Genomic DNA, 22875 nt, shown 5'->3' on the forward strand with positions numbered 1-22875 from the left:
CTAAGCAGTCACTCCTCACATTACTTATTTATTTTCAAGGTGAAATATTCGTTAATGATCCCAGCGGCTTCTTTACCATACATACAATAATCATCATTCTGTTCTGCTTCATGAATTGGATAAAGATGAGCAGGCCAATCCCAGAGCATAAAGCCCTGAACCCAATCTCTGCGCTCACAGCCTTGAAACATTGCCTGATAGAATTTGCTTTGTTCCTCTTGGCTTGGTTCACCTTTTAAGGTCCAATCATTAGGAATCGCTGCGCTCCCGCTCCGGCTTGGGCAACCCGCTTCCATGAAAAAGAAAGGCATATTCTGCGCTCTCACCACACGCTCAATCCGCTCGAGCTGAGCTTCCCAATCGTTAGCTGGATAATATCCACTTGAAGAAATCACATCAAGCGCGTCCCACCAGGTCACGTTATCCTCCTGATACTTATCGCAATTATAAGTAAGAATCCCTGAGTAAACCTTTCGAACCTCGGCAATAAGCGTGCGCCATTCGGTTTCGCGTCTATCCGTTTGTACAAGCTCGCAGCCGATACAGAACATCTCACAGCCTGTTTCTTCAGCAATGGCAGCATAATGCAGAATAAATTTAGTATAAGAGCTGAACCATTCAGACCATTTAGGCTCGCAAGGAACATCCTTATCGAAAAAGTTAATGTGAGCACGCCAAGTTCCGTCAGCGCAATTAACGATCGGCTTCAAGCATACCTTTAGCTGCAGTGATTTCGCTTTACTGATGGCCCATTTCACTTCTTCGTCGCTAACGGTTGGAGCATCCCCATAGGGTATTTCTGTAGAATGAGCAGTGGCTTGAAGCGCGCTTAGAGCAATGGCCGTCCAGTTCGCTCCGGTGACGGAGGACATGAGTTCCATCGAACGTTCCGCTTCTTCCGTTTTCCATGAACCACGTGTACCCGAGAAGCCCCAGGTTACGCCTGCAATGTATTCATTGTTAAATAGCATCAAGAATCCCACCTTACATTGAAAATAGAAAAATTAGTGAATTTGATTTTTGTTATAAAGTTATTATTAATTTGTTAGTTTTTAATAACAACTTAATTTAGTTATATACTTTTTCGAAGATGATTTCAAGGACAATTTATAGCTGCAGCTGGGAAATTTGAATAACTTTCGTTATAGTAAATACAAGACTATATAAGAGCGCAATCGTACATTGTTGTAATACATAGGAAGAATGCTATTCGTGATGATAGCGAATTCATAATAACTGGCGGATACAACTGGAGGGAAATACTCAAATGATAAATGTTATGATTGCGGACGACGAGGAAGTCATTCGCAGGGGGCTTGAAAAAATCACATCCAGGATGGAGCTAGACGTAAATGTAATTGGATCCTACGGTAACGGGTTGGAAGCCTGGGAGCATTTTGAAAAGTTATCCCGAGATGACATTGACCTGCTTATTACAGATATCAAAATGCCTAGAATGGATGGCTTTACGCTGATTGAACAGGTTAGAGGACATATGGAGGATATGCCTATTGCTGTCCTTAGCGGTTTTAGTGAATTTGAATATGCCCGCCGAGCAATACGTCATGGGGTAATGGATTATTTGCTAAAACCCATTGATAAAACTCAGTTATATGAACTTCTTAAGAGAGTAGAGGATGTTAAGAAAAAGAACGTGACAGAGCAGGAGGAGTTATTCTCTCAAGCGACAGAGGGTGGAGAACATTATGTTGTTGAGCAGACTAAAAGCATACTGGAGAAAGAGTATGATCAGAACTTCGAGCTTGAGCGTTTGGCGGAGACTGTCGGTATGAATGCGAGCTACCTCAGCCGTTTGTTCAAAATAAAGACGGGACAGACGATCACAGACTATCTGATTCGAATTCGTATTTCTAAAGCGAAGGAATTGCTGATGGAGCATCCCGACCTGAAAAATTATGAAATTGCCGAGAAGGTAGGTTATAGCGATCCGGTCTATTTTAATAAATTGTTCAAGAAAATGTGTGGTATGACACCTAAGGATTATAAAAGCGGCTGTAAATTCTCCAAAATCGAACGTGAGTTTTAAACATATATAGGAAGCTATTATTCAGGAGAGCGATTAGCTCTCTTTTTTTGTAGTTATTTTCGATAAATTATATAACAAAATAAATATAACAAAAACAAATATAACAAATACAAGACCAGAAAAAGCAATTCAAACCATCGTTTTGCGTTAAAAATAGATCTATAATGAGTTTGTAAGCGATATCATCACCTGTTTTCAAGAGTATTTCAGTGATTTTGGTATTGGTGATTACTCTATTGAATTATTAGTGGTGATAAAAGTTATTATTTTTGTTATTTAACTAAACTAGAATCGAATTGAAGAGAGGGGTCGTAAAAGCATGAAAAAAGGCAAAACAATGATGGGCTTAATGGCACTAACACTTGTGGCGGGATTGTTTAGCGGTTGTTCCTCAAACAACAACACTACCAATGAAGGCACTAAGAACACAGGAAGCAATGGATCCTCAACAGAGGCGAGTGCAGCTCCATCTGATGATGCAGCAGCCAAGGACATTAAAGGGGATATCACGGTTATTACACAAAGAACGGATATTGTTGATACCGTATTCAAAGAGTATGCGGCTAAATTCAATGAGAAATATCCTGATGTAAAAGTAAACTTTGAAGCGCTTGCTACTTACGAAGATCAAATTAAAATTCGCATGAGCACTAGTGACTATGGCGATGTTCTATTGTTACCTACAAGCATAGCTATTAAAGATATTCCCGATTTCTTTGAGCCACTGGGTAAACTCGAAGATATGCAAAAACAATATACAGGTGTGGAAGAACGTGCAGTGGACGGAATGGCCTACGGAATTCCAATGACCATCAACTTTAACGGTGTGATTTACAATAAACAGGTCTTCAAAGATGCTGGCATTACAGAGGTTCCAAGAACCCCTGAACAATTCTTGACTGCTCTGCAATCGATTAAAGACAAAACAAAAGCAGTGCCTCTGTACACAAACTACGCAGCTGGCTGGACATTGACACAATGGGAAGCGGATCTAGCTACAGTAGCTGGTGACCGTGATTATGTGAACATTGGTCAAGTTGCTAGTGATGATAACTATGTTCCAGGTCAACCTCACTATGAGCTGTACAAAATTCTGTACGATGCAGCACAAAAAGGTTTGATTGAAGAAGATCCAACGACTACAGATTGGGAATCTTCCAAAGCTGATCTGGCTAACGGAAAAATCGGTACCATGGTTCTTGGATCTTGGGCAATTGGACAAATCAAAGGTCTAGCTACGAATCCTGACGATGTTGGCTTTATGCCATTCCCTACGAATGCAGATAAAATCCTTGTACCGCTTGCGGGTGACTACAATCTGGGTGTCAGCGTTCATAGTAAAAACAAAGAGGCTGCTAGAGCTTGGGTAGATTGGTTCATCAACGAATCTGGCTACCCAACGACTGAAGGTGGCGGTATGAGCCCAGCTATCGGTGCTGAGCTTCCAGAAATTCTGAAACAATATGAAGGCACTGAAGTAACCTTTGATACACTTGCAGCTGCTAAAGCCGGCGAAGAAGGCTGGTCTGATGAAATCGACAAACAAGCTGAAATCGGTGCTTGGCAGCCAGACTTTAAGAAACGGATTATTGAAGCAGCAATTGGCAACAGAAAAGAATCCTATGATGACATCATGAAGGACCTGAACGACAAGTGGAAAGCCGCTCGCGCTAAAGTCACAGCACAGTAACAACTATAAGCTTTCTTAAATGCTATAGGCGGTGGTGAATGTGGGAGGGGATATGCTAACTGGCATTTCCCCCTTCACGTTTAAACGAGTCATAAATAAATGAGGATGCTTTTTCTGGAGGTGTATCGGGTGTTCAAGTTTTCAAATTTGAGCTACAAAAATCAACGGATTGCCATCATATGCTTGTTCTCATTAGTGCCGATCGTATTACTACTCACGTTTGCTTATTATCCAGTAATCAGTATGTTTCGATACAGCTTTACCAGCTGGAATGGCCTAAGTAAAAATATGGAGTACGTTGGATTGGAGAACTACAAGACCATTTTTACGAAACCTGAGTATTTTTCCGTATTTAAGGTCAGCTTGTATTATTTCTTCACTACCTTTATTCAGATGGCACTTGCTTTGTATTTTGCAACCATTCTGAGCTTTAGTGTTCGTATGAAAAATTTATTCAAAGGGATTTTGTTCTTCCCAACCTTACTAAACGGTGTAGCAATCGGCTTTATCTTTTTATTCTTTTTCAAACCTGATGGAACGCTTGATACGATTCTTAATCTGCTCGGACTTAGTGGTTTACAGCAGAAGTGGCTGCTCAATCCGAATTTGATTAACTTCTCGCTTGCAGGTGCGTCACTGTGGAGATACATGGGGATGAACTTCCTGATCTTCCTTGGGGCTATTTCCTCTATCGGGTCGGATATTTATGAAGCCGCTGAGATTGATGGAGCTAACAGATGGCATCAGTTTATGCATATTATTTTGCCAAGTATTAAACGTATTCTGCAGTTGAACTTGATCCTTGCGGTCAGTGGCGCTATTGGTGTATTTGAAATTCCATACGTCATGACAGGCGGATCTAACGGAAGTAGTACCTTTGTTATTCAGACGGTCGATGTAGCGTTCAAATATAGCAAAGTTGGATTAGCGTCAGCGATGGCCGTAGTTTTGCTGGGTATCGTTATATTAGTTACTATATTGCAGCGCGTTCTGATCAAGGAGGAGAAATAAACTATGCACTCTGTAAAATATACCACTGCTAGTATATTCAAATATCTCACCTTGATTTTGGGAGCCCTCGCAGCTTTGATACCTATCGTGGTCGTATTTTTCGCTTCATTAAAGACAGGGCCAGAATACGCATCAACCGGACCGTTAACGCTGCCAGAGAATTGGCTGAATTTCTCCAACTACACGAAGGCTTTTGTTGATGGAAAAATGCTTCTAGGATTTAAAAACACTGTCATTATCGTTGTGATCTCTATCCTGGGTGCAACGCTGACGGGTTCGATGATGGCTTATATTTTATCCCGTTTCAAATTTAAAGGCAGTAAAGTCCTAATCAGTATGTTTCTGATTGCTACTCTCATTCCGGGTGTTACTACGCAAGTGGCAACTTTCCAAATCATCAATCACTTGGGCTTATTTAATACCAGATGGGCGCCAATCGTGATGTACCTCGGTACGGATATTATCGCTGTTTATATTTTTATGCAGTTCTTGGATTCGATCTCCGAGTCACTGGATGAATCCGCGATGCTGGACGGGGCTTCGTATTGGACGATTTTTTGGAGAATTATTTTACCACTGCTGAAGCCGGCGATTGTAACAGTAATAATTGTGAAGGGCGTAAATATTTATAACGATTTTTACACTCCTTTCCTTTATATGCCGAAGACAGATCTGCAAACGATCTCCACGGCACTCTTTAAGTTTAAAGGTCCATACGGATCACAGTGGGAAGTAATATGTGCGGCGATTATGATCGCAATTATTCCGACATTGGTAGTGTTTACCGCGTTGCAAAAGTATATCTACAATGGATTTTCGCAAGGTTCCGTGAAGTAAGCTTAGTAGTAGATTTCATAGCAGCACTAGATAAAATAGCATACTGAAAAGTTGCATACATTTGGAGGGAATACTAATGAGTGAAGTGAAATTGGTTGGAGCGAGTGCGATTAACATCCCGAACATGCCTTGGCAGGATAAGCCTGCTGGCTATGAGAATCCGATTTGGAGACATAATGATAACCCGGTTATCAAAAGAAATCCTGCGAAAGGTGTAGCCCGTATTTTTAATAGTGCGGTTACTGCGTTTGAAGGTAGTTTTATTGGAGTATTTCGTGTAGAAGATAACACAACTCGTCCGCATTTACGTATGGGACATAGTATTGACGGTCTAGATTGGAAAATTGATGATGAGCCGATCCGATTTATGGATGAAGAAGGTAACCCTTATCAGCCGCGTTATGCTTACGATCCACGTCTGGTTAAGGTCGAAGATACATTTTATATTATCTGGTGTACAGATTTCTACGGCGCAGCTATCGGTGTGGCCAAAACCCAGGATTTCAAAACATTTATCAGCTTGGAAAATCCCTTCCTGCCCTTCAACCGGAACGGCGTATTGTTCCCTAGAAAAATCAACAATAACTTCGTGATGTTGTCCCGTCCAAGTGACAGCGGCCATACACCATTCGGTGATGTGTTCCTTAGTGAAAGCCCTGACTTTGTATATTGGGGTAAACACCGCCATGTAATGACCAAGGGTGGTCAAGGCTGGTGGCAAAGTGTCAAAATTGGCGGCGGACCTGCACCAATAGAAACTTCTGATGGCTGGTTGATGTTCTACCATGGCGTTACTGGAACCTGCAACGGTCTTGTGTATAGCATGGGCGCGGTTATTTTGGATATTAACGAGCCTTCGAAAGTGAAATATCGCTCGAAAAACTTTGTGTTAACCCCAGAAGAATGGTATGAGGAAAGAGGCTTTGTGAATAACGTTCTGTTCCCATGTGCCACTCTACATGATGCAGAAACCGGTCGTATCGCCATCTATTATGGCGCTGCTGATACTTATGTGGGTGTTGCTTATACAACGGTTGATGAGATCGTCAATTATGTCATCGACACTCATGAAGAGGTTGGCGACGATGCGGGTTTAGGCAAAATTTAATAGGGTGAACAACCTTAGAGGAACAAGCTTTAGGTGAGTGGAGTTAGTTAGAAGCTTGGCGGCTGAGCAGCGTTCGAAAAAAGTGTGCGGCGTGTAGTGTGCTGTATTTTGTGTGCTGGGTTCTGCACGTTGCGTGCCTTGTGTTCTGTTTTCTGTGGTTTGGGCTTTTCATTGCATTCTCTGCAATAGAAACTCTCGATTTCGTCTGAAAATTAGAATCTATTGCACTCTCTGCAATGGATTCCCGCAAAAATCACTTTTATGCTCGGTTTCGCTCGAACTGATTGCACAAAGTGCAATAGATCACCGACTGACGCTCATATGGAGAGATTCTATTGCACAAAGTGCACTTAAACTAACCTGTTTGGTGGTTTTTAGTGTAAATAGATGCACATTGTACACTTATTTCAGGCGAGATGGCTCGGAATCGCCATTGTGAGCAATTTTAGTTGTATAGAGTGCAATTAAATGAACAACACAACATATTTAGTTGTAATAGTTGCACAAAGTGCAACTATCGAGCTCTTGTTATTAGTAGAAAACCAACGGAAAATCCGACACAGCGGGTTTTCCGTTTCCATTATTTTTAATTAAAAAACCTTAAGGAGGACCTTAATATGGGAAACGACATGACATTGTCACAATTAAAAAAATATAACGGAAGCAGCCCAAAGCCAGTCGACTTTGACGCATTTTGGGAGCGGGCTTTGCGTGATCTGGACGCCCAGTCACTAGATTATGAACTAGAGCCTGCGGAGTTCGTCAGCGAGCTGGCGGAATGTTTTCACCTGTATTTTACCGGGGTTGGCGGAGCAAGAATTCATTGCAAATACGTAAGACCGAAGAGAGGAGCACATATAAAAGGCTCTGGTGTAGTGATGTTCCACGGATATTCCTGTGACAGCGGGGATTGGATGGAGAAGGTGACTTATGCGGCCCATGGGATTAGCGTTCTTGCGATGGATTGTCGGGGACAGGGTGGACTTTCCGAGGATAATCTTACAGTAAAAGGCACAACCATTCGTGGACACATCATTCGCGGCATTGACGATCCTAATCCGGAGAACCTTTACTATCGTAATGTGTTTCTGGATACAGCGCAGACTGCTCGAATACTGATGTCTATGGAAGAGGTCGATCCAGCACGTGTAGGTGCTTTTGGTTTATCTCAAGGTGGAGCGCTTACTGTAGCTTGTGCAGCATTAGAGCCGCGTGTGAGCATGGCCGTTCCTGTGTATCCGTTTCTTTCAGATTATAGACGGGCTTGGGAGCTTGATATCACTACGTCAGCTTATGAGGAAATTAACTATTATTTCCGCTTTTTTGATCCCCATCATTTACGTGAGGACGAGATTTTTAATAGACTGGGTTACATCGATATTCAGAATTTCGCGGAGCGAATTCAAGCCAAAATGTTGTGGGTTACAGGGTTATCCGATGTGATTTGTCCACCTTCAACGCAGTTTGCCGCATACAACAAAGTACTAGCGCCCAAAGAGCTTATGGTTTATTATGAGTACGGTCATGAGTATTTGCCATATCTTTCCGATCGGGTGTTACAAATGTTCATGACCTTGTAAACTATAAGCCAGTAGGCATAACAGACGACAACGGTGGTGAATGATTAGATGAAAGTACAAGTGAAAAAAGAAAAAAGACGATTCCAGCTGCATCCATCCAAATCCATTGGGGTGCGGCTTTTTCTCATCTTCTTTGTTTCGACGATGGTGCTCGTGCTCTCTCTCGGCTATACTTCCTATTCCGTAGCTGAGCATACGATCGAGACGAATGCGCTGTCAGCCAATCAACAGACAGTCGTTCAAACCGCTGAGAAGTTTGATGTGGAATTGTTACGTTATGAGGATGGTCTAGGAAGAATCTTGTACGACAATGAAATTCAAAATGCACTCAAACAAGGGAATAATCCCACTACAAGTAATGAGGAACGTAAGGTACTATCTAACCAGATTAGTGCGCAGCTAAATGATTGGCTCACGGCATCAAACGGTGTGGAGGCCGTATACCTTATTCCGATGAATGAAGGTTTTCCAATTTCTTCGGCGGGGACAAAAGATAGCGCTTTTATTGAGAGTTTCAGAGAATCCTCATGGTTTAAGCAGCTAGAGGAGAAGCCACAGAGTGTATGGATTCCACGTGAATTACAGGGCCAGGAAGGAAATACGTCAGGTGTTTTCCATTTGGCCAAATCGATTGCCGGTGATTCTAAAAGCAAGGGATACATAGTTATTAACGATATTAGAATTAGCGAACTAGAAAATCAGCTTCGTAAAGTGGATCTTGGAACAAGCTCCTATATGCAATTGCTGACGAATAAGGATGAATTGATTGCCTCCTCCCAGCAAGTGGGGACAGATACATATCTGAATCTGGGAGGGACGCTTCTGGGGGGGCTGCAGAATACAGCAGGCTCATTGCCAACAAAGGATGAGAAGGGTAAATCTATATTAGCTGTATACGGAACACTAGAAACCTCGGGATGGAGATTACTTGGTGTTGTACCGGCTGAGAACTTGACGAAAGACGCGCTGCGTATTCTCAAGACTACTTATATTATTGTTGCTGTAGCAGCTGTTATCGCCATTTTAATAGGGTATTGGATGTTCAGAATGGTATCTCGTCCGCTGACCAGACTTAAGAATTTGATGTCAGAGGGAGCCGAAGGGAATCTAGGGGTGCGTACGAATATCACCTCACGTGATGAGATCGGTCAGTTATCCAGTTCTTTTAACATGATGATGGAACGAATAACAGAGCTGGTTATTCATACGAATGAAACCGCTCGGAAGGTACTGGAAACCGCCGATGAGCTTAGCGGTGTTTCGCGCAAGACAGCTGATGCAGCTATGGATATTGCCGCGGCCACGGAAGAAATTGCGGGTGGTGCTGGCAGTCTAGCCTTGGAAGCTGATCGTGGCAATGAGTTGACAGGGCAAATTTCGGTACAGATGGATTTAGTCAATTCAGCCACTCACGAAATGGATCACACCGCACACAGCATCGGCGAACTCAGTGAGGAAGGCTTCAATAGATTAAAAGAACTGCTTAATGAGACAAATAGGACGGGCCTGAAGACGAATCAGCTTATGCTGAAGGTTAACGAGCTGACAGAAACGGCATCTTCCGTTATGAAGGTTCTTAATGTCATGCAAAATATTACACAGCAGACGAATATCTTGTCACTGAATGCCACCATTGAAGCAGCAAGAGCAGGCGAGGCTGGACGCGGATTCATGGTGGTAGCCGATGAAATACGCCAGCTTGCAGATCAATCGAAAGAATCTATTGCTGTTGTGGCTGAAATAACAGATACCGTTATGAGAGATATGAACGAGACGGTTGTGGTTCTCTCAGAAGTTGCACCACTCTTTAATCAGCAAATGACCTCGGTGCAGAGCACTAGCGATATTTTCGTATCTGTGCAGGATCAGATGCAGCATTTTATCGCCCGTTTGAATGCTGTAACTATGTCAATGGACAGCTTGAGCCAATCACAAAAGGTTCTGTCCGATTCGATGAGCAACGTTAGCTCTATAGCTGAGGAATCATCAGCTGCATCTCAAGAGGTTGCCTCTCTTAGTGGAGAGCAACAAAGTGTAAGTGATCATTTGGTAGAGCTTTCTTTGAAGCTGGAGGATGCATCCTTACAGTTAAAGGAGAAATTATCGAAGTTCAGCGTGTAGGGTAGGCGTATCTGAATACTAAACTAAAAGAACCGCTTATTCCATTGGGAGAAGCGGTTCTTTGTTTTGAGCGGCATTTAGCCAGTATAAAATAATCCAGATGCATCTGAAGATAGTCTAGATAAGCCATCTCAAACCTCAAGCTATAATATGTCTATCAAATAGGGGGTGAAGAAAGGCGATCTTTTTGTTAATCGGTATTGTTAGCGTTTACATAATTTACTGAGGAGGATGGCAAGTTGACCAAATATAAAGACAGTTCAAGCCCTAAAGTTAAGAAAATGCCAATAGCCAGAAAGCTGGCCAGTAGCTTAGCAGTCGCTGCGTTGTTATTCTCATCTGTGAATCCTGCTGCATTTGCAGCTGAGACTACAAATGTTCAAACGGTTGCGGGTTTTAAGGACGTAAACGGACATTGGGCGCAATCACCAATAGGAAAATGGGCGTCAAGCGGAATTATAAATGGCTATACGGATGGAACCTTCCTACCAAATGGAAAGGTAACTAGAGCAGAATTTGTGGCAGTGCTCAACCGATTATTCGGTTTTTCACAGCAAGCAAGCAGTAGCTTTAACGATGTGCCGAGCGGAAAATGGTATGCAGCTGATGTGTTGATCGCACGTCAAGCCGGTTACTTTGAAGGTTTTGCAGGTAATCTTGCGAAACCAGATAACTACCTAACGAGACAGGATGCTGCAACCATGCTCTCTCGTGTGTTTGAATTGAATCAGGCGAGCACGAGTCCCCTATCGTTTTCGGATGCTGCTTCTATAAGTGGGTATGCAGCCTCAGCGGTTGGCAGCCTTACTCAAAAAGGGGCCATCAACGGGTATACGGATGGTACATTCAAACCAACGGGGTCCATAACACGTGCTGAGGTCATCAAGATTATTGATGGTATGGCGAAAGGATACTACAATGCTGCGGGTACTTATGCTGCCACAACGATCGCGGGTTCTGCGCTAATTACGGCTTCAGGAGCAACGCTATCTGGTAGCAAAGTGAGTGGGGATTTGTATTTAACCGCAGGTATTGGTAACGGAGAGGCTACACTTGATCAAGTAACCGTATCTGGAACCACGTTTGTAAGCGGCGGAGGAATAGACAGTATTCACTTGAAGAGTAGCACTTTGTCGGGTGTAACCATTAATAAGCAAGGCGGAAAGGTTCGAGTTGTAGCCGAAGGGTCCACTGCAATCCAATCTATGGATATCTTAGTTCCTACCGTTATTGTGATCAATGATGGGGCGAAGATCGGTACGATCACTATCCGACCAGGAGCACAAGGTACAACCATAACCGGTGGGAAAAATGTGACTAGCATCATCGTACAAACTTCAGGTGTGATCATCGATGGTAAAGAGGTAGGCCAAGGTACAATTACTAATGATGGTAAAGATACTGCGGCTAAGCCAACCAGCAGCCCTACTACTGGCGGCGGAGGTTCCGGGTCAGGCTCAAATAATGGAGGCAGTAGCACGAAATGGAGCCAAAACATTGTCGGTACGATTGGTACGGTGACCAATCCTGGTGGAGAAACCTTAGGATACTCAACACAATCAGGGGTAGCTCTGTTGACCGTGGACGGACTGGCATTCAAAGATTTGAATAAAAACGGCAAGCTCGACAAATATGAGGATTGGCGTCTTAGCACAGAAGTAAGAGCTACGGATCTTGCTTCGCAAATGTCTGTGGAGCAAATTGCCGGACTTATGCTGTACAGTGGTCATCAATCCATACCAGCAGCCTCAGCTTCGGGATTCCGTGGGGGAACTTATGGTGGAAAACCTCTTGCTGAAAGCGGTGCATTGGCATCCGATCTTACAGACCAACAGAAAGTATTCCTGACCGAAGATAACTTGCGGCATGTATTGATCACTACGGTTGAGAGCCCTGAGGTAGCTGCCCGCTGGAATAACAATGCCCAAGCGTTAGTGGAGAAGATTGGACTTGGTATTCCAGCCAATAACAGCTCGGACCCTCGTCATAGCACTGTAGCTAACGCAGAATATAACGAAGGTTCAGGTGGAACGATCTCGATGTGGCCGCAGGCACTAGGGCTTGCTGCCTCCTTCGATGCGAACCTGACGAAGCAGTTCGCAGAAATTGCTTCCAAAGAGTACAGAGCACTTGGCATCGCAACAGCCTTATCCCCTCAGGTGGATATGTCTTCGGAACCGCGCTGGACTCGTTTCAGCGGTACATTTGGTGAGGACTCTAAATTGTCTGCTGACATGGCAAGAGCTTATGTGGATGGATTTCAGACTACACCGGGCAGCAGCGATGGATGGGGCAACGAGAGTGTGAATGCTATGGTCAAACATTGGCCAGGTGGGGGTTCAGGTGAAAGCGGCCGAGATGCGCACTACGGGTACGGAAAGTATGCCGTTTATCCGGGAAATAACTTCGATGAGCATCTGATCCCTTTTACAAAAGGAGCATTTGATCTGGAAGGGCCGACTGGAAAGGCCGCTGCAGTTATGCCTTACTATACAATCTCGTTTAATCAGGATAAGGCGAATGGGGAGAATGTAGGGAACTCTTATAGTCCTTATGTAATCACCGATCTTTTACGGAACACGTATCATTACGACGGGGTAATCACAACAGACTGGGGAATCACAGGAGATGAAGGTCCTGTTGAGCTATTTGGTAATCGCCCTTGGGGTGTAGAAGAAAATTACACGGTTGCGGAACGTCACTATCGAATCATCATGGCTGGCGTTGACCAATTCGGTGGAAACAACGACTCCAAACCTATCATTGCAGCATATCAAATAGGAATTGAGAAACAAGGTGAGAAGGCGATACGGACTCGATTTGAAGAGTCAGCAGTACGACTACTTACTAATATTTTTAACGCAGGGTTATTTGAGAATCCATATCTTGTTGTAGAAGAAACAAAAGCTACTGTGGGTAACAAGGAGTTCATGACAGCTGGTTATATGGCTCAGTTAAAGTCAGTCATTATGCTGAAAAACAAAGATAACAATGTACTTCCACTTAAAAAAGATGAGAAAGTTTATGTTCCAAAAACTTACGATGCAGCTACCAAATCGTATTCGTATCCTATCAACATTGATCAGCTGAAGAAATACTTCAATGTGACGGATGATCCGGCTCAAGCTGACAGCGCGATTGTCTTTATCAAGAATCCGCAAACTGGCGCCGGCTACAGCAAAGCTGACGTAGATGCCGGAGGTAATGGGTATATCCCGATCAGCCTGCAGTATCGTCCATATACAGCGGAGTATGCACGTGAAACGAGTTTGGCTGGTGATGCAAGAGATGTATTGAACCGTTCTTACAAAGGAAAGAAGACTACGGCATCCAATGAGTCTGATTTGGATCTGGTGCTTGATACCAAAAAAGCAATGGGAGATAAACCAGTAGTCGTTTCCCTAACGATGTCTAATCCAACGATTGTTGCTGAATTCGAAGATCGTGCGGATGCGATTATTGCGAACTTTGGCATTCAGAATCAAGCGATCTTCGATATTCTGGTAGGTGCATATGAACCATCGGCCCTTCTACCTATGCAAATGCCTAAAGACATGAAGACGGTGGAAGAGCAGTATGAGGATGTATCCCATGATATGAAAGTTCATTTAGATTCCGAAGGGAATGCTTATGATTTTGCATTCGGGATGAACTGGAGCGGCGTAATTAACGATGCCCGGACAGCGAAGTACAAAAAAGCTGTTGATCCTGGAACTGACCCTGAAGAAGGACTTATTGCTGCTCCGACAGCCTCTATCCCTTCAGGAACTTATTATGGAACTCAGACGGTAATGTTGACCGCTCCGAGTGGCGCAACCATCTTCTATACTACCGATGGATCCACACCTGCAACATCGGTAATGAACACGACTAAGCAGTACAATTCACGGTCTGGAATCAGTATCACTGCCTCCTCTACAATAAAGGCATTAACAGTTAAAGACGGCAAGACAAGTAAAGTTGCTGAGTTCAATTATATAATTGGAGCGGCACTGCCTATTGCTTTTCCAGAGCCTGGTGTATATAAAAGTGGCCCTCAAGTTACGCTCACCTCAACATCCGGCGCTACCATTTATTACACACTTGATGGCAGTACACCAACTGAAAACAGCACCGTATATCAAGGGCCCATTACGATTGTAGGTGCCGATAAAGAGACGGCTACAATTAAAGCCTTGGCGGTTAAAGCTGGTATCCCATCCAGTCCTGTAGCCGAAATGAAGTATACTATCGACGCAAGTTTGGTTGTACTGACAGACGAAGCATCTATTGATGATGTTATTGGTGAAATGACGCTTAAGGAAAAAGCTTCACTGGTTGTCGGTGCTGGTTCAGGCACGAAGGTAGCTGGAGCTGCAGGAGGTTCATATGAGTTACCGCGTCTAGGGATTCCCAAGTTAATTATGGCAGATGGACCAGCGGGAGTCCGAATCAACACGAAACAGGGTGACGCTACAACATTTGCTACAGGGTTCCCGATCGCCACTTCCATTGCCGCGACTTGGAATGAAGCCTTGGCTAACCAAGTAGGTAATGCGATGGGGAATGAGCTACTGGAGTATGGAGTGGATCTGTACCTGGCTCCAGCGCTGAACATTCACCGCAATCCGCTGGGGGGTAGAAACTTCGAGTATTATTCCGAAGATCCGCTCATCTCAGGAAAAATGACTGCTGCGATTACGAATGGGGTTCAGGCGAATGGAGTCGGAACAACAATTAAGCATTTTGCCGCGAATAATCAGGAAACGAACCGGATGTCTATCGACACAGTCGTTTCAGAGAGAGCACTGCGCGAAATCTACTTGAAAGGGTTCGAAATCGCAGTGGAAGAATCGCAGCCATGGTCTGTTATGAGCTCTTATAACAAAATCAATGGAACGTTTGCCTCCGAAAATAAAGATTTACTGAGCACAATTCTCCGCGATGAGTGGGGGTTCCAAGGCTTTGTAATGACGGACTGGGGCGGGGGCTCGAACCGGGCACAAAATATGATTGCAGGCAACGACCTCATCATGCCAGGTAATGCGACAGCCATTGCAGCAATTACTAAAGCTGTGAACGATGGCGATCTGAGTGAAGAACAATTGGATGTTAACGTAAAAAGAATTTTGAAAGTCGTAGTGAAATCACCATCCTTTAAAGGAATCGGACATAGCAACCAGCCTGATCTTGCTGCAAACGCAGTGACCTCTCGTCAAGCTGCAACAGAAGGTATGGTGCTGATGGAGAACAAAGCGGCGGCGTTGCCTATCGCAGCAAGTACGAATATTGCCCTCTTCGGAAATGCTCAGATTGAAACCGTCAAGGGAGGAACTGGCAGCGGGGATGTCAATGTCGAACATACAGTATCCATTGTTGAAGGGTTAAGTGACGGAGGCTACACCGTGTATGAACCTTTAAATGTCAGCTATCAAGAATATATTACTGAGCTAAGAAAGAAGCCAGAATACGGTCCAGTGAGCAGCTTTGGCGGCTTGGCCTATCCACCGCTTCCTGAAAAGGTATTATCAGCGGATGAAATTAATTCAGCAGAAGCTTCTTCCGAGATGGGCATTATTGTAATCAGCAGAATATCTGGTGAAGGTGCAGACCGGAAAAATGCTGAGGGTGACTTTTTGTTGACAGCGACAGAACTGGATATGATTGATAAGGTATCAACTGCTTACCATGAGCAGGGTAAGAAGGTCTCCGTGATTCTGAATATCGGCGGTCCGATTGAAATGATCTCTTGGAAAGATAAAGTGGACGCTATTCTCTTGGCTTGGCAGCCAGGACAGGAAGCAGGCCATGCGATTGCCGACGTATTATCCGGAGCTGTGAACCCATCGGGCAAGCTGCCAATGACTTTTCCTACAAGCTATGGTGTAGTTCCTTCGGGTAATAACTTTCCAGGGAATAGTACAGAAGTGAAGTACGAAGAAGATATTTATGTGGGTTATCGTTACTATGATACATTTGGCAAAAGCAGTGCGGTTGCCTATCCATTCGGATATGGCCTCTCCTATACAACCTTTGGCTACCGCGATCTTAATATCAGTTCTGATATTTTTGATTCTGCAGCAGGAAGTGTGACTGTAACTGTGGATGTATATAACAACGGTCCAGTTGCAGGTAAAGAGGTAGTTCAGCTATATCTAAGCGCTCCGGGTGCCAATAAACCAGTTCAGGAATTGAAGGCTTTCCAAAAGACAGCGTTATTGAATGCAGGAGAGCATCAGACCCTTACGTTCACACTAAATAGTATGGATCTAGCTTCCTTTGATGAGAGCAGTCATGCTTGGGTAGCAGATTCAGGCACTTATGCGGTTCGAATCGGTTCCTCTTCCGCAGGAGAGAAACTGAATACGTACTTCCAATTGGAATCGCCAATGACAGTGAAGACCACCAACAGTGTGCTGATTCCAGTTAAACCGCTAAATCTTTTGGTTCATCCGGTAATTGCCGATTACTCGCAAGAGGCTTTAACTGTTGAACCATAGTCGTTTCCCTTCGTAAGCAGGGAATTACACAGCTGCCTCAAGCTATAAGTAGCTTGGGGCAGCTTCTTTGTAGTTTAAGGCTGCCGAACTTTCGGGATCGTTTGAAAATAGAGAATTGACTATATTTACTATAGTATCTATTATTATTTTAATGTAAGCGCATTCTTAATAGCATAAACAATGCTGGAGGGGGAAGAACACCATAAACATACTTCGCCGACCTTTTTATATTTTCATGCTGCTCTTACTGTCCATTTCCCTATGTTTTACTGGCGTGTTTACTGGAAAAGTGTTGTATTACGATCATTTACTAGCCGAACGAAAGCCTGCGCAAAAGCCACTACTACATCTGGTTTTGATTTCAGAAGAATTGGATAACCCTTATTGGCGTGAAATTGAGAAGGGTGCTCAGAGAGCCGCAGCAGAGGAAGGCATTGCGCTGGAATATCTCGGACCTGTCCAAGCGGATAAGAGAGAGCAAATTCGAATCATAGATAAAGCTATTGCATCAAAGGTAGATGGGATATTGACACAAGGACTTAACGATAAGGAATTTAATCCGATCATTGCTGAGGCTGTTAAACAAGGAATTCCGGTCATTACTATTGATTCGGACGCACCTTCCAGCGGACGGATTGCCTATGTGGGCACTGATAACTACGCAGCCGGTTATTTAGCCGGAACCACACTTGTTCAGCAATCCAAGGGCGCAGGTCAAGTTGGGATTGTGACCGGAAGCTTTACCTCTACGAATCAACAGCAACGAGTTAAAGGTTTTATGGATGCGATCGATGGAGAGTCTGGGATCTCTGTCGTACAAATTGAAGAATCGAACATTAATCGGATTCAGTCAGAAGTCAGTGCTTTTAAAATCATGAATCAGCATCCGGAGGTAGACACTTTTCTGGGTACAAGTTCTCTGGATGGATTGGGTATTGCCCAAATGCTGACAGGAAAAGATCAGTCGGCGCGGATCATTGCTTTTGATGATTTGCCGGAAACGCTTGAATTTATTGAAGAGGGTATCATAGATGCCTCTATAGTGCAGCAACCTTATATGATGGGACGAAAAAGTGTAGAACTCATGCTGGATTATCTAGCAGGCAAAAAGATTGTTACCATATTTAATACGGATGCCAATGTGGTTCGCAAAGAGGAAATATCCCGTGGAAAGGGGGACTTCGGACCATGATTCGTATTAAAAGCAAGCTGATGATCTTTTTTAGTGCTTTTATAGTATTACTAAGCAGTGTGTTCGTCTTTCTTTACATAGATAATATCAATATGGCAAGGACATACGATCAAGTTCTGCACCGTTTTTTTCTGCTTAATGAGCTATATCAGGATGCCACTGATGTTAATGATGCTATGAACCGGTATGTGCTCCGGAATCGGAGCGGTGATGAGACACTGAAGCAGTATGAAACTGCCATTATGAAGCTTAATAACAAACAGGATTTACTAGTAGATATTCTACAAAATGATCATAACCAACTGCTCGTTGATAACTATAACAATATGATAGACAGCTACATGACTGAAAGCCGGCAAAGCCTCATAGCTTTTGATCTAGGCAATCAGGATGCCTACTACGCACACTTGAAACAGTCGGGTGAGATTACTCGATATATTCAAGAGACCACCTTGACGATTATTAACAGCGAACTGACAGATTACCGGAATGTGTTTGAGCTGATTAGTCGAAAGAATGAGAACTTTAGATATCTTGGTGTTTTTGTTTTTAGCTCGGTAGCCATTTTGTGTATGATTTTTGCATATTGGTTCTCTAATGGAATTACTAAGCCTATACAGCAGCTGACGGCTGCGGCTAATCGGATTTCTCGCGGGAATTTCGAAGGGGAGGTTACGGTGAATACGCGTGACGAAATGCGCTTTCTCGCAACAACCTTTAATAATATGCGCTCTAACATCCGCGATCTCGTGGTTGAAATCAAACAGAAATCGGAACTCGATCAATTGGTTAAGAAAATGGAGCTGAAAAGTCTGCAAAATCAGATCAATCCACATTTCCTATTTAATACACTGAACATGGTCTCTAAAATGGCTTATGTCGAGAGCGCAGAACGAACAAGCGAGTTGGTGGACTCTGTTTCGACCCTGCTGCGTTACAATCTGAAGAAGATGAATTATATTGTGCAGCTGCGTGATGAGGTGAATATTGTTAAAGAGTATCTGTTTATTCAGAGGATGCGTTTTGATGATAGAGTTACGTTTACGGATGACATTGAGGAGAGAGCCTTGGATTGCTTATTACCACCACTGACTTTGCAACCCTTTGTTGAGAACGCTTTCACGCATGGTGTGGAATCCTATGAACAGGGTGGGAAACTACATTTGGCTATTTACGAGAGTGGTAATGATGTCATCGTAGAGGTACAGGATAATGGCGTTGGAATAGACCCGGAAACGATTGCCCGCTTGAGCGGAGATATTCCTTTTTCCGAACAAACACCCATGGCTGATTCGAACTCCAATGGAATTGCTATACGAAATGTGCAACGAAGGCTGCAGCTTTTCTATCAAAGGAACGATGTAATGGAGATTAAGTCCGAGCAGGGAATGGGAACGACCATTAAACTGAGGCTAACGCGTGTGAATAATGGCAAGGAGGAGATCTTGCATGCTTAAGCTCTTGATTGTGGATGATGAACGTATTGAACGTAGTGCACTCCGGATGATCATCGAGCGGTTTCTACCGGAGGTTCGGGTAGTTGGTGAAGCAGAAAATGGTAGGGTAGCTGTAGAGCTCGCGGAACAACTACAGCCTGATGTCATCACGATGGATATTAAAATGCCTGGGATTGATGGTACGGAAGCCGTTTCCTTGATCCATAGTCGGTTTCCAGCTATTCGTTTTATTATGATGTCTGCTTTCGATACCTTTGAATATGCCCGTAAAGTAATGCGTAACGGTGTGAGGGAATATTTGCTCAAGCCATATCGGAAGGATCAGATTGTGGAGGTCATTCGCAAGATGTCCCATGAGATTGTACGAGAAAGAGAGGATGAACAAAGAACTAAAGAGCTAGAGTCCAAATTTAAAGAGACGTTATCGCTGGTAGAGTCCGAATGGGTTAGTGCTATTTTGATGGACCGTATACAGGAAGTGCAGGTTAGAGATTGGAGCCATACCCTTGGTGTGCCAGAATCTTCAGGATTCGCTATCGTATTTGTAATGTCAACGAAAGAGAAGGCATGGACTGTTCAGGAACGAAGGGAAATATATTCTTGGCTTAGGCATCAGTGTAAGATCAGTTGCTTTTCTCTCGTAGGTCCGATGACAGGAGCTCGTATCCCGGTGTTCATGTTTCCGGATGCGAAATCCCGTTTGCCAGTACAGCATATTCATAATGCTAAGACTTTTGCGTCTAATCTAGCTAATCTTGCTTCCCGGCGTTTCCGTTCATTACAGCTAACTGTTGGAATCGGAGGTTTAGCAGCTTCTACTGATCAGTTGATAGGTTCTTATCACGAAGCGCTCTTATCCGCAAGTGCTCTTAATGAGGGGGAAAACTCACAAGTACAAGATGAACGATTTTCAAATCCTGGTATGCGAGAGGCAGAACGAAGATTGCTTCGTTCATTGGGTAGTGGTCAGTTCCAAGAGATAGAGGAAGATATCGAATTTTGGGTAGCGGAACTTCGCCTTTTCTGTAGTGATAAGATCCAGGATATAAAGAGCGGACTATACCGATTATTTACTTTGGCTGATGAGACGCTAAGGGAGAGCGGGCTTGAGCCTTTGCCGCAGCATATCTTCGGAGAGGTGGAACAGGTAGAGCTGCTGGTAGAGCAAGCCCATTCAAGACTTGTCCTTCAGGCCCGAATGTTGAAACATTGGTACGATAATAATTCCGCTAGCGCGATTCGCCGGGCTCAGGCATTTATTTCCGACCACTATAGGCGGGATCTTTCGCTTGAGGAGACGGCTGAACATGTCGGGCTGAACCCAAACTATTTTAGCAAAATATTTAGTGATCGCTGCGGCATAACTTTTATTGATTATTTAACTGGTGTGCGTATCAAAAAAGCCAAAGAGCTGCTAGCCGATCCTGCGCAAGTGCTGAAAGAGATCAGTATGAGAATTGGATATCGTGATCCTAACTATTTCAGCAGAGTATTCAAAAAGACAACAGGAATGTCACCGACGGAATTTCGGCAATCCCTAGGCAGACTATAAACAGAAAGTAAATGAATACAGCGGAACCATAGGAAGGAAGAATCTCAATGAAAAGGTCGCTGATTAGTCTGGTATCCAACACGCTCATTGTCAGCTTGCTTTTATCCTCATGTATGAACTTAAGAGAAAAAGATTTGTCTGCATTTTTTCCAGATGAGGAGGCCATGCGATCTAGCGAACCGGTTAACAACATTCAGGATGCATTAACGAGAAGTGAGCTGGAGTCGGATCATCCGCAGCTGGAAATCTTTAGCTGGTGGACAGGGGCAGGGGAAGAAGCAGGATTAAAAGCTTTGATCAAGGTATTTAAAGAAAAGTATCCCGGCATTTATGTCTTTAATGCTGCCGTTGAAGGCGGTGCAGGGGGGAATGCCAAAGAAGTGCTGGAACGGCGAATGAAGGAGGGGGAACCGCCGGATACCTTTCAGGGAAGGAATATGCTCTGGGCAGCGGAAGGGCGGGTAGAGCCGCTAAATGATCTATATGAAGAAGAAGGATGGTATACAGTATTTCCTCCAGAGATCATCGATATGCTTAGTCTTGGGGATGACATTTATTATGTTCCACTTAACATTCACCGTCAAAATGTACTTTGGTACAACAAATCCATCTTCGCTGATAACAACCTTGAGGTTCCATCGACGTTCGATGAGTTTTTTAAGGTGGCTGATCTATTACAAAAAAAGGGTATCACACCGCTGGCTTTTGGAGACAAGGAGCCGTGGATGGTTAGCGCTCTTTACACGAATGTCATGCTCGGAACACTGGGGGCCGAGGATTATAAAAAGCTAAGTAAAGGAGAAATCAATACTGACGATCCTCATGTAAAAGAAGGGATGGAGCGGTTCGCCAAGATGTTGACCTATGTGAATGCTGATCATGCTGAACGAAACTGGCAGGAAGCGGCTAAGCTCGTTGCTGAGGGAAAAGCGGCAATGAACATTATGGGGGATTGGGTGAACGGCTTTTTCACACATGATCTGAAGCTGAAGGACGGTGTGCAGTTTGGCTGGAACGCTTCACCGGGTACAGAAGGGATATTTAGATTCCAATTGGATGCTTTTGGATTGTCTCGCGGTGCTGAGGATCGAGAGTCTGTTCGTGATTGGTTAAGAGTGCTGGGATCTGCCGAAGGTCAGAATGCTTTTAATCCGCTTAAAGGTTCGATTCCAGCTAGGCAGGACGTTTCGATTTCGATTTATGACAGCTATAGCCAACAGGCCATGGAGGCATTCCGAAACAGTGCAAAGACAAAGGAGTTAGTGTTTGATAATAGGCTGCCCACTTCTTTAGAAGCTGAAGCTTTTAAGAAGACAAAGGAACTACATTCTAATCCATAAACTATCCTTATATTTCCCGCCGCCATTTCCGCTCATAAAATAACAACTACACGAATCAATTCCTCATGTATAACGGACTCAGATGCAGCTATTTGCGCATTTTGATGCTTTTGGGGCGAGCTGCAGACTCGAGAGACGTTAATCATCATATTCAGGGAGGATATTGTGTATTTTCAGTCCGATAACGTCCCTGGAGTCCGTTGGTATTCCAGAACAATGCAATTGTTGGAAATAGGGGTTCTGGAGTCCGAACGCATACACCGTTATTTCTGCATTTGCAGATCAGCTTTCAACGGAAAGCTGTTTTTTAAATAAATCTAAGAAAGTATAAGTTTCACACTATACTATATCCTTATATTTCTCGCAAAAACGCTTACCGTCCTTATAAGGACGGTAAGCGTTTTTGTTTGGAAAATAAATTATTGATTGTGATGTTGCAATGATCATTTTATGGCGATTCT

12 protein-coding genes and 3 pseudogenes are annotated in these 22875 nt (G+C 43.8%); 14 read left to right on the forward strand and 1 reads right to left on the reverse strand.

Translation table 11 applies throughout. The features are described from left to right. Positions 1 to 20: 20 nt before the first annotated feature. Positions 21 to 971, reverse strand: coding sequence for a glycoside hydrolase family 113 (locus QNH28_RS07745; protein WP_283910862.1), 951 nt, complete (start codon positions 969 to 971; stop codon positions 21 to 23). A gap of 296 nt (positions 972 to 1267) precedes the next feature. On the opposite strand from QNH28_RS07745, the gene QNH28_RS07750 reads away from it, so the two are divergent. The 14 genes and pseudogenes from QNH28_RS07750 to QNH28_RS07815 all read left to right on the forward strand — a co-directional run bounded on the left by QNH28_RS07750 (position 1268) and on the right by QNH28_RS07815 (position 22414). Continuing rightward, positions 1268 to 2047, forward strand: a complete 780-nt coding sequence (locus QNH28_RS07750; RefSeq protein ID WP_283910863.1) for a response regulator transcription factor — start codon at positions 1268 to 1270, stop codon at positions 2045 to 2047. Positions 2048 to 2366: 319 nt separating this feature from the next. Further along, positions 2367 to 3737 (forward strand): ABC transporter substrate-binding protein, encoded by a 1371-nt coding sequence (locus QNH28_RS07755; protein WP_283910864.1) that lies wholly within the window; start codon positions 2367 to 2369, stop codon positions 3735 to 3737. Positions 3738 to 3866: 129 nt separating this feature from the next. Continuing rightward, a complete protein-coding gene (locus QNH28_RS07760; protein ID WP_283910865.1) occupies positions 3867 to 4748 on the forward strand; it encodes a carbohydrate ABC transporter permease in 882 nt (293 codons plus the stop codon). 3 nt (positions 4749 to 4751) lie between these two features. Next, positions 4752 to 5585 carry a carbohydrate ABC transporter permease gene (locus tag QNH28_RS07765; protein ID WP_283910866.1) on the forward strand — a complete coding sequence of 278 codons (834 nt, stop codon included), beginning with the start codon at positions 4752 to 4754 and terminating at the stop codon, positions 5583 to 5585. 76 nt (positions 5586 to 5661) lie between these two features. Next, complete coding sequence (locus QNH28_RS07770; protein ID WP_283910867.1) at positions 5662 to 6693, forward strand: glycoside hydrolase family 130 protein; 1032 nt, start codon at positions 5662 to 5664, stop codon at positions 6691 to 6693. Between the two features lie 617 nt (positions 6694 to 7310). Beyond that, positions 7311 to 8273: an acetylxylan esterase gene (locus QNH28_RS07775; protein WP_283910868.1), complete on the forward strand. Its 963-nt coding sequence runs from the start codon at positions 7311 to 7313 to the stop codon at positions 8271 to 8273. A gap of 48 nt (positions 8274 to 8321) precedes the next feature. Then, positions 8322 to 10394: a methyl-accepting chemotaxis protein gene (locus tag QNH28_RS07780; RefSeq protein ID WP_283910869.1), complete on the forward strand. Its 2073-nt coding sequence runs from the start codon at positions 8322 to 8324 to the stop codon at positions 10392 to 10394. 281 nt (positions 10395 to 10675) lie between these two features. Continuing rightward, positions 10676 to 11263: pseudogene (locus QNH28_RS07785) on the forward strand (S-layer homology domain-containing protein); the annotation flags it as partial. Positions 11264 to 11890: 627 nt separating this feature from the next. Then, a pseudogene (locus QNH28_RS07790) lies at positions 11891 to 14095 on the forward strand (glycoside hydrolase family 3 protein); the annotation flags it as partial. A 69-nt stretch (positions 14096 to 14164) separates the two neighbouring features. Further along, positions 14165 to 16873: pseudogene (locus tag QNH28_RS07795) on the forward strand (glycoside hydrolase family 3 N-terminal domain-containing protein); the annotation flags it as partial. A gap of 235 nt (positions 16874 to 17108) precedes the next feature. Then, positions 17109 to 18065, forward strand: coding sequence for a sugar-binding protein (locus tag QNH28_RS07800; protein WP_283910870.1), 957 nt, complete (start codon positions 17109 to 17111; stop codon positions 18063 to 18065). After that, complete coding sequence (locus tag QNH28_RS07805) at positions 18062 to 19522, forward strand: sensor histidine kinase (protein ID WP_283910871.1); 1461 nt, start codon at positions 18062 to 18064, stop codon at positions 19520 to 19522. Before QNH28_RS07800 ends, QNH28_RS07805 begins: the two co-directional genes overlap by 4 nt. Continuing rightward, the gene (locus QNH28_RS07810) at positions 19515 to 21074 is read left to right on the forward strand and encodes a response regulator (RefSeq protein ID WP_283910872.1); all 1560 of its coding nucleotides are present in this window, start codon (positions 19515 to 19517) and stop codon (positions 21072 to 21074) included. The genes QNH28_RS07805 and QNH28_RS07810 overlap by 8 nt, the downstream gene beginning before the upstream one ends. 47 nt (positions 21075 to 21121) lie before the next feature. After that, positions 21122 to 22414, forward strand: a complete 1293-nt coding sequence (locus tag QNH28_RS07815) for an ABC transporter substrate-binding protein (RefSeq protein ID WP_283910873.1) — start codon at positions 21122 to 21124, stop codon at positions 22412 to 22414. Positions 22415 to 22875: the final 461 nt, after the last annotated feature.

Origin of the sequence: Paenibacillus sp. G2S3 (assembly GCF_030123105.1) — a bacterium.
GTDB lineage: Bacteria > Bacillota > Bacilli > Paenibacillales > Paenibacillaceae > Paenibacillus_AQ.

Coding starts and splice junctions, on each gene's coding strand:
- QNH28_RS07745 (WP_283910862.1), bottom strand. CDS start 971: ATGCTATTTAACAATGAATACATTGCAGGCGTAACCTGGGGCTTCTCG.
- QNH28_RS07750 (WP_283910863.1), top strand. CDS start 1,268: ATGATAAATGTTATGATTGCGGACGACGAGGAAGTCATTCGCAGGGGG.
- QNH28_RS07755 (WP_283910864.1), top strand. CDS start 2,367: ATGAAAAAAGGCAAAACAATGATGGGCTTAATGGCACTAACACTTGTG.
- QNH28_RS07765 (WP_283910866.1), top strand. CDS start 4,752: ATGCACTCTGTAAAATATACCACTGCTAGTATATTCAAATATCTCACC.
- QNH28_RS07770 (WP_283910867.1), top strand. CDS start 5,662: ATGAGTGAAGTGAAATTGGTTGGAGCGAGTGCGATTAACATCCCGAAC.
- QNH28_RS07775 (WP_283910868.1), top strand. CDS start 7,311: ATGGGAAACGACATGACATTGTCACAATTAAAAAAATATAACGGAAGC.
- QNH28_RS07780 (WP_283910869.1), top strand. CDS start 8,322: ATGAAAGTACAAGTGAAAAAAGAAAAAAGACGATTCCAGCTGCATCCA.
- QNH28_RS07800 (WP_283910870.1), top strand. CDS start 17,109: ATGCTGCTCTTACTGTCCATTTCCCTATGTTTTACTGGCGTGTTTACT.
- QNH28_RS07805 (WP_283910871.1), top strand. CDS start 18,062: ATGATTCGTATTAAAAGCAAGCTGATGATCTTTTTTAGTGCTTTTATA.
- QNH28_RS07810 (WP_283910872.1), top strand. CDS start 19,515: ATGCTTAAGCTCTTGATTGTGGATGATGAACGTATTGAACGTAGTGCA.
- QNH28_RS07815 (WP_283910873.1), top strand. CDS start 21,122: ATGAAAAGGTCGCTGATTAGTCTGGTATCCAACACGCTCATTGTCAGC.